The organism is Candidatus Thermoplasmatota archaeon, from assembly GCA_035540375.1.
In the GTDB taxonomy this organism is placed as follows: domain Archaea; phylum Thermoplasmatota; class SW-10-69-26; order JACQPN01; family JAJPHT01; genus DATLGO01.
On sequence record DATLGO010000075.1, the window covers coordinates 45,025 to 57,637 of the forward strand.

At 71.8% G+C, this 12,613-nt stretch carries 12 protein-coding genes; 10 read left to right on the forward strand and 2 right to left on the reverse strand.

Annotated features, from left to right (window positions below; translation table 11 throughout):
• Positions 1 to 80: 80 nt before the first annotated feature.
• From VM889_09190 to VM889_09220, 7 genes are all read left to right on the forward strand, one after another.
• On the forward strand, positions 81 to 947 hold the full coding sequence (locus tag VM889_09190) for a hypothetical protein (GenBank protein ID HVL48718.1): 867 nt from the start codon (positions 81 to 83) through the stop codon (positions 945 to 947).
• Between the two features lie 66 nt (positions 948 to 1,013).
• Positions 1,014 to 1,943: a hypothetical protein gene (locus tag VM889_09195; GenBank protein HVL48719.1), complete on the forward strand. Its 930-nt coding sequence runs from the start codon at positions 1,014 to 1,016 to the stop codon at positions 1,941 to 1,943.
• Positions 1,944 to 2,016: 73 nt separating this feature from the next.
• On the forward strand, positions 2,017 to 2,901 hold the full coding sequence (locus VM889_09200; protein ID HVL48720.1) for a hypothetical protein: 885 nt from the start codon (positions 2,017 to 2,019) through the stop codon (positions 2,899 to 2,901).
• A gap of 32 nt (positions 2,902 to 2,933) precedes the next feature.
• Positions 2,934 to 3,848, forward strand: a complete 915-nt coding sequence (locus VM889_09205; GenBank protein ID HVL48721.1) for a hypothetical protein — start codon at positions 2,934 to 2,936, stop codon at positions 3,846 to 3,848.
• A 45-nt stretch (positions 3,849 to 3,893) separates the two neighbouring features.
• Positions 3,894 to 5,243, forward strand: coding sequence for an MFS transporter (locus tag VM889_09210; GenBank protein ID HVL48722.1), 1,350 nt, complete (start codon positions 3,894 to 3,896; stop codon positions 5,241 to 5,243).
• 40 nt (positions 5,244 to 5,283) lie between these two features.
• Positions 5,284 to 6,294, forward strand: coding sequence for an ATP-binding cassette domain-containing protein (locus VM889_09215; protein HVL48723.1), 1,011 nt, complete (start codon positions 5,284 to 5,286; stop codon positions 6,292 to 6,294).
• A complete protein-coding gene (locus VM889_09220) occupies positions 6,291 to 7,145 on the forward strand; it encodes an ABC transporter permease (protein ID HVL48724.1) in 855 nt (284 codons plus the stop codon). The genes VM889_09215 and VM889_09220 overlap by 4 nt, the downstream gene beginning before the upstream one ends.
• On the opposite strand, the gene VM889_09225 is transcribed toward VM889_09220, so the two are convergent.
• A complete protein-coding gene (locus tag VM889_09225; protein HVL48725.1) occupies positions 7,129 to 8,286 on the reverse strand; it encodes an SRPBCC family protein in 1,158 nt (385 codons plus the stop codon). The two genes, VM889_09220 and VM889_09225, sit on opposite strands and share 17 nt — an antisense overlap.
• A gap of 93 nt (positions 8,287 to 8,379) precedes the next feature.
• On the opposite strand from VM889_09225, the gene VM889_09230 reads away from it, so the two are divergent.
• Entirely contained in the window at positions 8,380 to 9,159 is a 780-nt protein-coding gene (locus VM889_09230) for a hypothetical protein (protein ID HVL48726.1), read from the forward strand.
• Positions 9,160 to 9,219: 60 nt separating this feature from the next.
• Positions 9,220 to 9,408: a hypothetical protein gene (locus VM889_09235; GenBank protein HVL48727.1), complete on the forward strand. Its 189-nt coding sequence runs from the start codon at positions 9,220 to 9,222 to the stop codon at positions 9,406 to 9,408.
• Positions 9,409 to 9,410: 2 nt separating this feature from the next.
• Here the strand turns inward: VM889_09235 and VM889_09240 are convergent, their stop codons facing one another.
• Positions 9,411 to 11,000 carry a plastocyanin/azurin family copper-binding protein gene (locus VM889_09240; protein HVL48728.1) on the reverse strand — a complete coding sequence of 530 codons (1,590 nt, stop codon included), beginning with the start codon at positions 10,998 to 11,000 and terminating at the stop codon, positions 9,411 to 9,413.
• 114 nt (positions 11,001 to 11,114) lie between these two features.
• On the opposite strand from VM889_09240, the gene VM889_09245 reads away from it, so the two are divergent.
• A partial coding sequence (locus VM889_09245) for a hypothetical protein (GenBank protein ID HVL48729.1) occupies positions 11,115 to 12,613 on the forward strand: 1,499 nt, incomplete at its 3' end.

The following is a 12,613-nucleotide window of genomic DNA, read 5'->3' on the forward strand; positions in this document are numbered from 1 at the left end:
GCGGCTTCTCGGCTAAAGCCTTGGCGCGGTCAAGGCGCATCTAGACAACGCTTATGGCGGCGCGCGTCGGGTTTCGTCCCGTGCAGCGCCTCCTCGCGTGCCTCCTCGCGCTCCTTGCGCTCCTCCCCGCCGCCACGGCGCAATCCAATCCCCACGAGATGCGGATCACGCTCGACACCTTCCGCGGCCAGGTGACGCCGGGCGAGCGCGCCGTGACGAACGCGACGATCGAGATCACCTGCTCGGCCGCCGCGATGGTCTCGTCCGGGCAGGCGCGGCTTCAGGTCGCGTTCTTCGCGGGGCCCCCCTGGGCGACGCCCGCCGCGCCGACGAGCGTCCGCGTCGATCCGAACGCGTGCGACGGAAAATTCGTCCGCGTGCGCGCGCCCCTCGGGCTCGACGTCGCCCGGGAGGCCCCCGCGTTCGTCGCCGAGACGGTCAAGGCGCGCGCGACGCTCACGACGCCCACCGCGAGCGCGAAGGCCGAGGCCGAAACGGTGGCGGCGCCCCATTGGCGAGGCGACTTCGACGCCGTCGTCGACGGTCCGATCGAGGTCGCGCCGGGCGGTCAGTCCATCCTCGTCGTGCGCGTGACGAACCGCGCGAACGCCGTCACGGAATACACGCTCGAGCCTGAGCACGTGCCCGAGGGGTGGTCCGTCGTGCCGCCCGCGCCGCGCGACATCCCGGCCGCCGCGCTCGGGGGCTCGGGCATCACCGACGAGCTCCGCGTGACGATCGGAAGCCCCGGGTCGGGCGGCGCGCTGAAGGGCGACCTCCGTTTCGTGATCCGGGCGGTCCCGTCCGTCGATCCCACGGCGGGCGAGGTCTCGAAACCGCTTGTCGTCGAGGTGAAGACGACGTCGAAGGCCGTGCCGACCATGGCGCTCGCCGGACCCGCCGCGGCGGCGCTTGCGGCCGCGCTCGCGGCGCGCAGACGGGCGTGACGCGGGCGCCGCCCCGGGAGAAGCATGCAGAGAAACTTGAAGCGGTCCGATCGCGATCGGCCCGTCATGCGACGGGCGCTACCGGTCGTGATCGTCCTGCTCATCGTCGCGCCCGCGGTCGAGGCGCAGGCCGACGACCTTCTGCCGTTCGAGCTCGCGGTCGCGCCGTTCGACGGCCCGATCCCGCCGCTTGCGCCCATGACGCGCACCGCCGTTCTCGTCACCGTTTCGTGCGCGCGGCTTGTGGGGCATTCCGTCGCGTATCCGATGGACCTGACCTTCAGCATCGAGAGCGCCCCCGCCTGGGCGCTCGCTTCCGTGAATCCGACGCGCGTGCCCGTTGGCCTCGACGCCTGCGACGCCGCGACGCGCACGGCGCGTTTCACCGCCTCGATGGGCGTCGTCACGCTTCCGGAGGCGCCCGCGTTCGAGGCCGGCGACATCACCCTCCGCGCCACGCTCCGGGGCGTCGCGGAGACCACGACCCGCGAGGCGATCGTGTCGTTGTCGGCCGACTGGGCGCCGCTCCTCTCCGTCGTCGTGGACGCCCCCGCCCGGGCCGTGGTGGGCGGCGAGACGGCGGAGTTCGTCTTCACCGCGACCAACCGCGGCAACGCGCCCGTCGTGGTCGCCTCGAGCGTCGAGAACGCGACCCGTAGCTGGAACGCGACCGGCCTCGGAACGGCCGCGATCGAGCCGGGCGCAAGCGCGCGCTTCCACCTGCGCGTCGACACGCCGTCGGACGTGCCCACGGACGCGGCCTCCTACACGGTCGCGTTCGCGTGGCATCTCGAAGCCGATCCCCGGCGCGCGAACGAGCCCGTCCTGGCGACCGTCCTGGTTTCGGTCCGGTCCGGATCCGTCGCCGGCCTCGGCGAGGCGCTCGAGGACACCGGGACGCTTCCTCTCGTCGCCCTCCTTCTTCCGGCCCCGGCGCCGCTCGCGCTCGCCCTTGCCCTCGCCTCGGCGGCCGCGGCCTTCCGACGGCGTCCATGACGACCTCGGCGGCATTGTCGCCGCCGTCGACGGGCGCAGACATCGTTAAAGGGTCCACGTCCGCTGGCGCCGTATGCGCTTCGCCCTCCTCGCGCTCGCGCTCCTTGCGCCCGCCGCAGGCGCCGCGGCCGGCCCCCTCGCGGTGGACGTCGTCGTCGCGCCGTTCGAGGGTCCCGTCCCGGTCATCACCGCGATCGCGCAGACGGACGTCAGCGCCACGGTCTCGTGCGCCCTCCTCGCGAACGCGGCCCCCGGAGGACCCGCGACGCTTGAGTTCGCCGTGCGCGAAAGCCCGGCTTGGACGTCGACGTCGATCTCGCCCGCGCGCGTCCAGCTCCCCGCGCCGGGCGCGTGCGACGCGAACACGCAGTCCGCCGTCGCGCGGACGAAGCTCTTCGTCGGGGTCGACGGGAGGGCTCCCGCCTTCGCCCCCGCGCTGATCGTGGTCGGAGCCGTGCTGCAGGGTCCGGCCGGAAAGCAGGAGGGCGAAGGCAACACGACGGTCGAAGCGGATTGGTTGAGCATCCTCGATGTCGACCTCGGGCCGGGGATCGCGAAAGTCGCCCCCGGGAAGACGGCCTCGTTCAAGATCCTCGCGACGAACCGCGGCAACGCGCCCGTCGACGTCCTCGTCGGCATCGACGCGGTCGACCGCGGCTGGAACGTCACGGTCGACTCCCCCCGCGGCGTCGCCCCGGGCGAGTCTCGCGAGGTCCTCGTCGAGGCCACCCCGCCCGCCACGGCCTCCGGAACGACGATCCTCCAGCTGCAGGCCGTCGCGCGCCTTGCCTCGGACCCGACCCGGTTCGGCGACTCGACCCGCCTCGCGCTCATCGTGGATGTCGCGGGCGAAAGCGCGGTCGACCAGGTCGCCCGAGGCATCCCGGCTTTCCCGGGGGCCTTCGCCGCCCTCGCCCTCGTCGCCGGGGCCGTCCTCGCGCGCCGCGTCGTCAAGTGAAAGCTCATCCGTGGGGAGGGCGCTCGCCCCGCGTGCGCGCCCTCGTCGTCGCCCTCGCCCTCCTCGCCCTCGCGGCCCCGGCCGCGGCGCAGAACGACCCCCTCGCGATCACGCTCACCATGACCCCGTTCGAGGGCCCCGTCGCCCCCGGGTTCGGGTTCGGATTCGCGTCGCTCAACGCGACGATGCCGTGCGCGCTCGCGCTCAACGCCGCGCCGCAGCAGGCCGCGACGCTCCGCTTCGTGGTCGAGGCGAGCCCGAACTGGAGCGAGCCCGTCGTCTTCCCGGCGCAGGTCAATCTCACGACCGAGATGTGCAAGGGAACCTCCATCCATGCGCTCGCGCAGGTGTTCGTGGGCGTCACGGACGACGCGCCCGCGGGCGCCGCGGAGCCCTTCCGCGTGAACGCGAGCATCACGGGCCCCCTCGGGACGAAATACGGCACCGCGTCGCAGGACCTCGTGGCCGGCTACCGCGGCGCGATCGACGTCGCCGCGAACGCGACGAGCGCGAAGATCCTCCCCGGCCAGACGGCGACGTTCCGCGTCACCGTCGAGAACAAGGGGAACGACAAGGTCCGCGTCGCGCCCGCCTGGGCCGCGGACCCCCCGGCCGGCTGGAGGCTCGCGGCGATCGACCCCGCGCTCGTGGGCTCGGCGCAGAAGGGCGACAACGCCACCTCCACCACGTTCCTCGTCGCCATCACCGCGCCCGCGGTGGAGGGCGCCGTGAAGGACACGAAGACCTTCAGCCTCCGCGTCTCCGCGACGCGCGACGGCGACGCTTCCGACCCGCCGACGACGCGCACCCTCGGCTTCACCGTCACCTCCGAACGCGTCGTGGAGACGCCGACCCCGAAGCCGTTCGGGGTGCCCGGCCCCGCGGGCGCGCTCGTCGCCCTCGCGCTCGCCGGCGCCGCCGTCCTCGTCCGCGCCCGCCGCGGTTGACGGTTGCGGAAGCTATTTCCGGGGTCCCCTGGCTCCGGGAAGCGCATGGGTCGGGACCTCCGGGCCTACATCCCTCAGGTCAAGCTCCCGCAGATCGCGAAGCTCGAGCCCCTCGCGAAGATTCCCACCATCACGAAGGGCCGCTATTGGCGGCTCCTCTCGGCGATCTACATCGCGATCTTCCTCGTGCGGCTCGCCTTCAGCATCGTCACCATCACGTTCCGGCACTACGTTGACGTGTCGGACACGGTCTACGCGATCCTGGTGGCGGGAAGCCCGCTCGCCGAGTTCGCGACCGTGCTCTTCCTCGGCCCGTTCATCGACCGGCACGGGCGCAAGCCCGCGCTCATCGGCGGCCTCGCCATGGGCGCCGTCTCGCTCTTTGCGCTCGCGCTCACGAAGGACATCTGGCTCCTCTTCCTCGCGAACATGCTCCACGGCGTCGCGGCCGCGGCGATCCTCGTGACGAGCCTCGCGACCATCGCGAGCTATGCGCCGCCCGAGTCGCGCGGCCGCGAATACGGCGTGTATGACTTCGTGAACCTGCTCGGCTACCTCGGCGGCTTCACGCTCGGCTTCATCCTGCTCGACGCGTTCCCCGGCCGCGTCGAGAACAGCTTCATCATCGCGGGCATGCTCGCCGTGCTCGGCCTCGCCTATGCGCATTGGAACGTGCGCGAGGACAGCTTCGGGGCGAAGAGCGATCCCAAGCAGCCGGTGACGCCGCGCAAGCTCTGGACGGTCGTCTCGAATCCCTACGTCTCCGTCCTCGCCGCGCTCTGGTTCGTGGTCTTCATGGTGATGGGGTCGCTCGTCACCTTCTTTCCGAAGGTCTACAACACGGTCTCCGACTCGGGTGGCGCCATCTCGGTCTCGATCCTCGGCGCGGCCGTCGCGTTCTTCGTGAGCCAGTTCTTCTTCGGCAAGCTCTCCGACAAGCACGGGCGAGAGCCCATCATGCTCCTCGGCGTGGGCGCCTACGGCGCGATCGCCCTCATCGTCGGCGCGGCGTTCCTCGCCGATCCCGCGGCCACGCCGCTTGCGCTCTACGGCACTCTCATCGTGTATTGGCCCGTCCTCGCGCTCCTCGGCCTCGTGGCCCTTGCCTTCGCGCCCGCGGCCCTCGCGGCGCTCGCGGACGCCGCGGAAGAAGGCGCGAAGGGCACGACGATGAGCATCTACCCGCTCGTCATCTCGCTCGGGTACATCGTCGGCCCGCCCCTTTTCGGCCTCGCCTCCGACGCGGGCGGGACGGGCGGCATCGTGGCGTTCATCCTCGTCATCGCCGGCCTTCTCGGCGCGCTCACCATCGTCCGGATGCGGCTCGTCGCGGCGGGCCTCGCGCGCATCGCCCGCGCCCCCGCGCAGGCGCCGGTCCTGGAACAGAAGCCGTGATTCAGGCGGGCTTAAACGCGCGGAGCGCCTCGCCCCGGTCGTGCCGGACGACGTCGTGATCGAGACGCGGGGCCTCACGCGCCGGTTCCGCGTCAAGGGGAGCGAGAAGGACCTGACCGCGGTGGACGCGATCGACCTCTCGATCCGTCGAGGCGAGATCTTCGGCCTTCTCGGTCCGAACGGCGCCGGGAAGACGACGACGATCAACATGCTCGTCACCATCCTCAAGCCGACGGAGGGCGTCGGGCTCGTCGCGGGCCGCGACGTCGCGCGCGAACCCACGCTCGTGCGCAAGACCGTCGGCATCGTCTTCCAGGAGCCGTCCATCGACACGATCCTCACCGCGCGCGAGAACCTCGAGCTCCACGCCCGCCTGTACGGCGTGCCGAAGGCCGAGCGCGCCAAGCGCATCCGGGAGATGCTCGCGCTCGTCGGGCTCACGGAGCGCGCCGATACGCTCGTGAAGCAGTTCTCGGGCGGCATGAAGCGCCGCCTCGAGATCGCGCGCGGACTCCTCCACCGGCCGGCCGTGCTCTTCCTCGACGAGCCCACCCTCGGCCTCGATCCGCAGACGCGCGAGCACATCTGGGCCTACGTCCGGAGGCTGCGCGACGAGTACGGCACCACGATCGTGCTCACGACCCATTACATGGGCGAAGCCGACGCGCTCTGCGATCGCATCGGCATCATCGACCACGGCCGGATCATCGCGCTCGGGACACCGCGCGAGCTCAAGGCGACCCTGCGGGGCGACCTCGTGCGTTTGCGTTTCGCGGCGCCCCCGGACGCGGGGCGCTTCAAGGGCCTCGCCGCCGTCGAGAAGGTCGAGGTGAGGGGGAACGAGGCCGCGCTCACGGTGCGCGACGCCGCCGCGAACCTGCCCCGCGTCCTCGCCGCCGCGGGCGAGGTCGAAAGCGTCGAGGTGCATCGCCCGACCCTCGAGGACGTGTTCATCGCGCTCACGGGGCGCGAGATCCGCGACGACACGACGGAAGGCGAGGCGTTCTCGGACGCCATCATGCGCTCCGCGACGGGAGGGAGCAACCGATGAGCGGGCCCGTCGCCCGCGAGCGGGACGCGTCGCGGTCGGGCCCCGCGCTCGGGTGGTCGCACGAGATGCGCGCGATCGGCGCCATCTGGCTCAGGGAGTTCAAGGTCTTCACGCGCGAGCGCAGCCGCGTCATCTCCTCGATGTTCCAGCCGATCCTCTGGATCGCGTTCGTCGGCACGGGTCTCCAGGCCGCCGTGGACGCGGATCGTCTCGGCGGAACGGACTACCAGTCGTTCATCTTCCCGGGGGTCCTCGTGATGAGCACACTCTTCGGGACCATCTTCTACGGCCTCTACATCATCTGGGACCGCAAGCTCGACGTCCTCAAGGAGGTCCTCGTCGCGCCCGTGAGCCGGGCGAGCATCTTCTTCGGCAAGGTCGTGGGCGGAAGCACGGAAGCCGTCATCCAGGCGGTGTTCGTGCTCGTGGCCGGCTACGCGCTCGCGACCCTTGCGCCCTTCGCGTTCGCGGAGGGCATGGCCTCGACGCCCGTCTGGATCCTCCTTCCGGCGCTCGCGGTCGTGCTGCTCCTCGCGATCGGGTTCGTGAGCGTCGGTCTCTTCATCGGGAGCTTCTTCGAGAGCCTCGAAGGCTTCCAGGTGATCGCGAGCTTCCTCACGTTCCCGCTCTTCTTCCTCTCGGGCGCCCTCTACCCGCTCGACTCGCCCGGGTTCCCGACGTGGCTCGGCGTCGTCGCGCGACTCAACCCCGTGACCTACGCCGTGGACGCCCTGCGCGGGCTCCTCATCGGCCAGCACGCCTTCCCGTACTGGCTCGACTTCGCGGTCCTCGTCGGCTTCGCCGCCGTCATGATCGCGGCCGGGACGTGGGCGTTCAACCGGATGCGGTGAAGACGCTCTCGAACACGCGCCGATGGAACCAGTGAGGGCCCCGCTCCGTCTCGGGAGCGAACCGACCCCGCGGCGCGAAGCCGGAAGCGGCGCCGCGCGCGGTCTGCGAAAGCGCGTCCACGTCCTCGTCGTCCACCTCGGTCATCATCCACGTCCGCTCGCGCTCGGCGTATTTCGACGCGTCGAGAACGCGGTGGTACCACAGGAAGTACGTGCGATGCGGCTTCCCCGGCACCGGCATGTAGGCGTTGATCGAGAGGCCCCACGGGTAGACATTGAGCGTCAGGTTCGGCCACACGAACCACCAGAGCGCGAAAACGCGCTTCGTCGGGTGGCGGAAGCGCTCGGCGACCTGATCGGGCGCGAGACCGTGCGCGGGGTCCTTCGCCCACGCCCACTGGAGGACCGCGTCGCCGTGGATCTCGGTCGCGTAGCTTGCGAGGTCGAGCGCGTCCGCGAGGCCTCCGGGCTTGCGGTGGATGAACGGGATGTGGAGCGCGTCCAGGTAGTTCCACGCGTGCTGCTTCCAGTTGCCCGCAAGCTCCCGAGCCTCGACGTCCATGCGGCGCGGCGCGAGCGCGGCGAGGTCGAGCGCGCCGAGCGAGGCCGCGACCGGCGCAAGCGTCGCTTCGAGGGTTTGCGCGGGCGCGCCGATCGACGCGAAAAGGAGGCCGCCCCATTCTCCGGCCGGAAGGGCGCGGAGGTCGTCGTCCGGGGAGGGGAACGCCTCGACCTTCTCGAAGCCGGGCTGGTGGACGAACTTCCCCGCGCAGTCGAATTGCCGCCCGTGCTGCGGGCAGGTGATCGCCTTCTCGCGGCCCGGGCCCGCGACGAGCGTGTGCCACGCATGGGTGCAGACGTTCGGGAACATCCGGAGCGCGCCGTCCCAATCGCGCTGGAGGAAGAACGGCTTGTCGAGGAGGCTCGTCGGCGCGCGGGCGCCTCGGCGGCGAACGAGGTCCGCGAGCGAGCGCGGGTCGTCGCGGGCCTCGTGGGGGCTGCGCTCGGGCACGAGGAGCCAGGCGCGCGGGAAGAGACGCTCGATCTCGAGCGCGAGGAACGCGGGGTCCGTGAACGCCTCCGCGGGAAGCGTCCTCGCCCGCGCGATGTCCGCCGCCACTTCGAATCGCTCGCGCTGCACGTCGCGCGAACGCCCCGCAGCGGGATGAAGGCTCCGCGACGCTCGACCGAAAGCTAGATGGAGCCCCATACGGGTGGGCAGCCGGGTTGACCCATGGCCGAAACCCGTCGCGATCTCGTGAAGACCGTTTGGCCGGACAAGCTCCTGTTCGGCGCCATCATGCTCCTTGTCACGTCGGCCATCGGCCTGCTCCACGGGCTCGTGGGCATGGCGGTCGACATCCGCTACGGAAAGAAGGTTCCCGAGTTCCTGGTCGCGATGCCGCCCGAAGGCACCGTCGTCCTGTCGGCCGCGGCGGCCGTGCTCGCCGTCCTCGCGCTGCGCCGCGTGCAGACCTCGTTCGGCATCGCGGGCGCGGTGAGCGGCGTCCTCGCGCTCGGCCTCCTCGGCCTGGGATCGCTCTTCTCGCTCATCGCGCTCGGTTTCCTCGTCGTCGCCCGACAGGAGGGCGAGGACACGACGCCCGAGACGGCGCGGCTCGCCCCGGAGGACTGGCCCGACAAGTCGCTCGCGGCGAGCCTCCTCCTCTTCATGGCGGGCGGCGTGAACGTCGTCTGGGGCCTCGCGCTCATCCTCGACGTTGTGGGCTTCGGGACCATGGGCGCGGTCGTCGGCCCGCTCGCGGCGGCGGCCGGCCTCTTCGGCCTGGTCGCGAGCTGGTCGCTCTACCATCAGCGCGGCGCGAAGCGGGGCACCGTCGCGGCTCTCCTGAACGTCTTCGCGCTCGGGGCCTACGTCCTCGGCCCCCTGCTCGCCGTCGCCGCGCTCGTGCTCATCGGAAAGGCGCGCGCCGAGGGCGAGTTCGCGGTTCGCGCCAGGCCTGCCTCCGCCGCGGCCCCGGTCGCGAACCCCCCCGCCCCGAAAGGTCCCTGAGTCCCTGGGCACCCGGCCCGTTTCAGGAGGGGCCTTGGCCGCGCGCGTCGATGGCCTCGCATGACCGAGCCGCGACCGGGCGAACGCGCCCTTCCCATGCGCTCGCTCGAGGACGCGGTCCGCTCGCTGAACGCGATGGCGGCCAGGCTCTCCGAGGTCGAGCCCGACCCCTCCCCGAAGACCGAGGCCGGGGACGACGGCGTGCTCTTCGTGCACACCGTCGACGGCCGGACGCTTCCGCGTCGGTGAGCCTACACGACGACGATCGCGCCGACCATGCCGAAGCGGTAGTGCAGCTCGCAGAAGTACGGATACGTTCCGGGCGTCGCGAACGTGCGGCTCACGCGCGCCCCTTGGGCAAGACCCTCGTGGAACGTGTCCGCGTCGCCGTCCGCGTTGGCGGGGTCGTTCGCGACGCCGTCGAGAGCGTCCTCCATCGTGTCGCTCGTCGTCACGGTGTGCGGAAGGAGCCGGCCCTCCCACGTGACCGTAGTCCCCGCGGGAACCGCGAGGACGGGCGAGACGAACGAGAAGCCGGCGGCTTCGACCAGGACCTCGGCTTCCTCCGGCGCCTCCACGACGGGCGCGACGCGCAGCACGCCGGCCCCGTCCGCGACGTACATCGCCCCGTCCGGCCCGAAGAGCACGTCCGTCGGGAGGCCGAGGCCCGTGACGAAGTCGCTCACCCCGACGGCTTCGCCGTCCGGGCCCAGCTCGACGCGCACCACCTTGTGGCCGACGTCGTGCGTCGAGAAGCCCTTGCGGTGCGGCTCGGGGAAGAACGGCCCGCACTCCCCGACGTAGACGGAGCGGCCGTAGGCGCCCGCGAACGCGGCGGGCCCCGGGGTCGGAAGGTCGAGGCCCGTCGCGCACACGTGCCATCCGAGGAGGGCCGTCGCTCGGGGCGCCGTCGAGCAGTCGTGGCCCGCGAAGAGCGGGTTCGTCTCCTTCGAGATGCCCGCGCCGACGGCGCCGGGCTCGCCGACGTCGAAGCAGAACGGGAACGCGAAGTTCGTGCCCGCCCCGGTGACGCGGTAAAGCGCGTCCTGCGAGCTGGGCGAGTCCGCGCCGTTGTTCGCGGTGTAGAGCGAACCGTCCGGGCCGAACGCGACGCCGAAATGGTTTCGGAAGCCCCAGGCGTACGCCTCGACGAGCGCGGCGAACGGGGCGTTGACCGGGTGCGAGGCGATCTCGCTCGCGGGGATCCTCGCGCCCGCGCCGTCGGTCCACCGCAGAATCGCGGGCGTCGCGGCGACCGCGGCCGGGTCGAAGCGCAGCACCGCGCCCGAGTACGGGAACACGTCGGCCGCGCCGCCCTGGATTCCGTTGTCGTTGGGGTTCCCGTTCGCGACGTAGAGCAACCCGTCCGGGCCGAGACGGAGGTGATTCGTGTTGTGGCGGCCGTTCGGGAGGCCGTCCACAACGACCTTCCGCTCGTTGCCGTCGAGGCGCCAGATGCGCCCGTCGGTGCGGCCCGTCGCCGGGTTCGCATGGCTGTCCGCGACGAAGAGCGCGCCGTCGACCCACGCGAGGCCGAGCGGCTGGCTGAAGCCGCTCGCGTGCCGCGCGACGCCGAGGGCGACGGGGCCCGCCTCCGTCCAGAGGACCGTCACGCGCTCCACGTCTCCCGCGAGGGTCGTCGCGTAGAGATCCGGACCCGGCATGCCGGGGCCCCACGCGAGGGCCGTCGGGACCCCGATCGGCGCGAAGGGCGCGATCGCGAAGCCCGCGACGACGTCGGGGACGGGATTCGGCGGATCGAGGGCCGCGGCCGGGGCGGGGACGGCGGCGAGGGCGATCGAAGCGAGGGCCACGAAGACGATGAGCGGGCGGGCGCGCATGGGAAGCCTCCGGCTCGCAAGCCCCCCGGCGGGTCATACCCCTATGCTGGAGACCCCTTTATCGGGCCCCGGGGCGCAGGAAGCCTTTTTGGGATCCATCCGCGTGGACGATCCATGGCGCGCGCTGTCGCCCTCGCGGCCCTCCTCCTCGTCGCCCTCCCCATCGCCTCAGCCCAGGGGCACGACCATGGCGCCGCGGCCGGGAGCGGGGCCGTCGTGACGCGCGACCTCCACCCCTCGGGCCTCGCCATCGTGGGGAGCCTCAGCCACTTCGGCTTCGTGCTCGCGGACGCGGACGGGCAGCCCATCCGGCACAAGGATGGCCTCATCCGCGTCATGCAGGACGGCGTGATCCTGTTCGAGACGATGGCGCACGAGTACGATGGCGTCTATTCGCTCGATTACGTGTTCGTGAAGCCGGGCCCCTTCACCGTGACGCTCGTCGCGAAGATCGGAGACCAGGAGGTCGTCGACGTCTTCGAGGGCGTCGCGGTGATTCCGCGCGCGCCCTTCCCGACGCAGTTCGTCGTCGAGAAGCCCGCGGCCCCCGTCGCGGGCCGCCCGATGACGTGGAAGTACCGCGTCGCCGACGCGAACCTCACGCTCGTCCCGCACACGGACTCCATCTTCGTAGTCGAGCGCCTCCTCGACCGCAAGGTGGTCGTGCGCACGCACGTCCACAGCCACCTCGAGGACCAGGCGCTCACGTTCGTCCTCGACACGCCCGGCGAGTACCAGGTCCGCATGCTCGGCTACGACGCGTTCCCGGGCAAGAACGAGACGGACTTCCTGCCGATCGCGGTCGAGATGCCGCTCACGGTCGCGCGCCCCACCGGGCCCGCGCCCGCGCTCCCCGCCGTCGCGCTCGACGCGGCCGCGCCCGCCGCGGCCGAGGTCCAGGCGGGCGGCTTCGAGCTCAAGATGGTCGCGGACCCCGACGCGCGCGTCGGCTCCCAGAGCCAGATCCGCCTCGGCGCCGTCGCGTGGGACCCCACTCTGAAGCGGCCCGTCCAGCACGTCGACTTCGCCCTCAAGGTCGTCGGTCCCGACGGCGCGGTCCGCTTCGAGTCGGCCTCGCTCCACGAGTACGACGGCGTCGCCGAGGTCCTCGTCTCCTACGCGACGCCCGGCGAGTACAAGGTCGAGTGGACCGCGCGCGCGAAGGGCGAGGAGCGGGAGGGCGCGACGACGTTCACGGTCCTCCCGCCCGTCGTCCCGCTCGATTTCGGGCCCTACGAGATCAAGCTCGTGGTGGACGCGCCGAAGCAGGGCGTTCCCACGAAGATCAAGGTCGACGTCCGCAACGCCGCGGGCCGCCACCTCGACCACGGCGAGAGCGAGATCGCGATCCTCTCCCCATCGAGCCTCGCCCCGATCCTCCTCGCGAAGCTCCACGCGCACAGCTCGCCCCCCGAGGCGACCGTCACGTTCCCCGAGGCGGGCCGGATCCGCGTCCTCGTCCGAACGGAATCGCTCATGCCCGGCGTGACCTTCACGCACGGCGACAAGGGCCTGGGCTCCGAGGCGCTCTTCTTCGTGGACGTCGAGGAGGCCCTCGCGACGCCCTCGATCCCCGTCGTCCCCGCGAAAAACGATCCCCCGCGGTCCATCCC

Coding starts and splice junctions, on each gene's coding strand:
- VM889_09195 (HVL48719.1), top strand. CDS start 1,014: ATGCGACGGGCGCTACCGGTCGTGATCGTCCTGCTCATCGTCGCGCCC.
- VM889_09200 (HVL48720.1), top strand. CDS start 2,017: ATGCGCTTCGCCCTCCTCGCGCTCGCGCTCCTTGCGCCCGCCGCAGGC.
- VM889_09210 (HVL48722.1), top strand. CDS start 3,894: ATGGGTCGGGACCTCCGGGCCTACATCCCTCAGGTCAAGCTCCCGCAG.
- VM889_09220 (HVL48724.1), top strand. CDS start 6,291: ATGAGCGGGCCCGTCGCCCGCGAGCGGGACGCGTCGCGGTCGGGCCCC.
- VM889_09230 (HVL48726.1), top strand. CDS start 8,380: ATGGCCGAAACCCGTCGCGATCTCGTGAAGACCGTTTGGCCGGACAAG.
- VM889_09235 (HVL48727.1), top strand. CDS start 9,220: ATGACCGAGCCGCGACCGGGCGAACGCGCCCTTCCCATGCGCTCGCTC.
- VM889_09240 (HVL48728.1), bottom strand. CDS start 11,000: ATGCGCGCCCGCCCGCTCATCGTCTTCGTGGCCCTCGCTTCGATCGCC.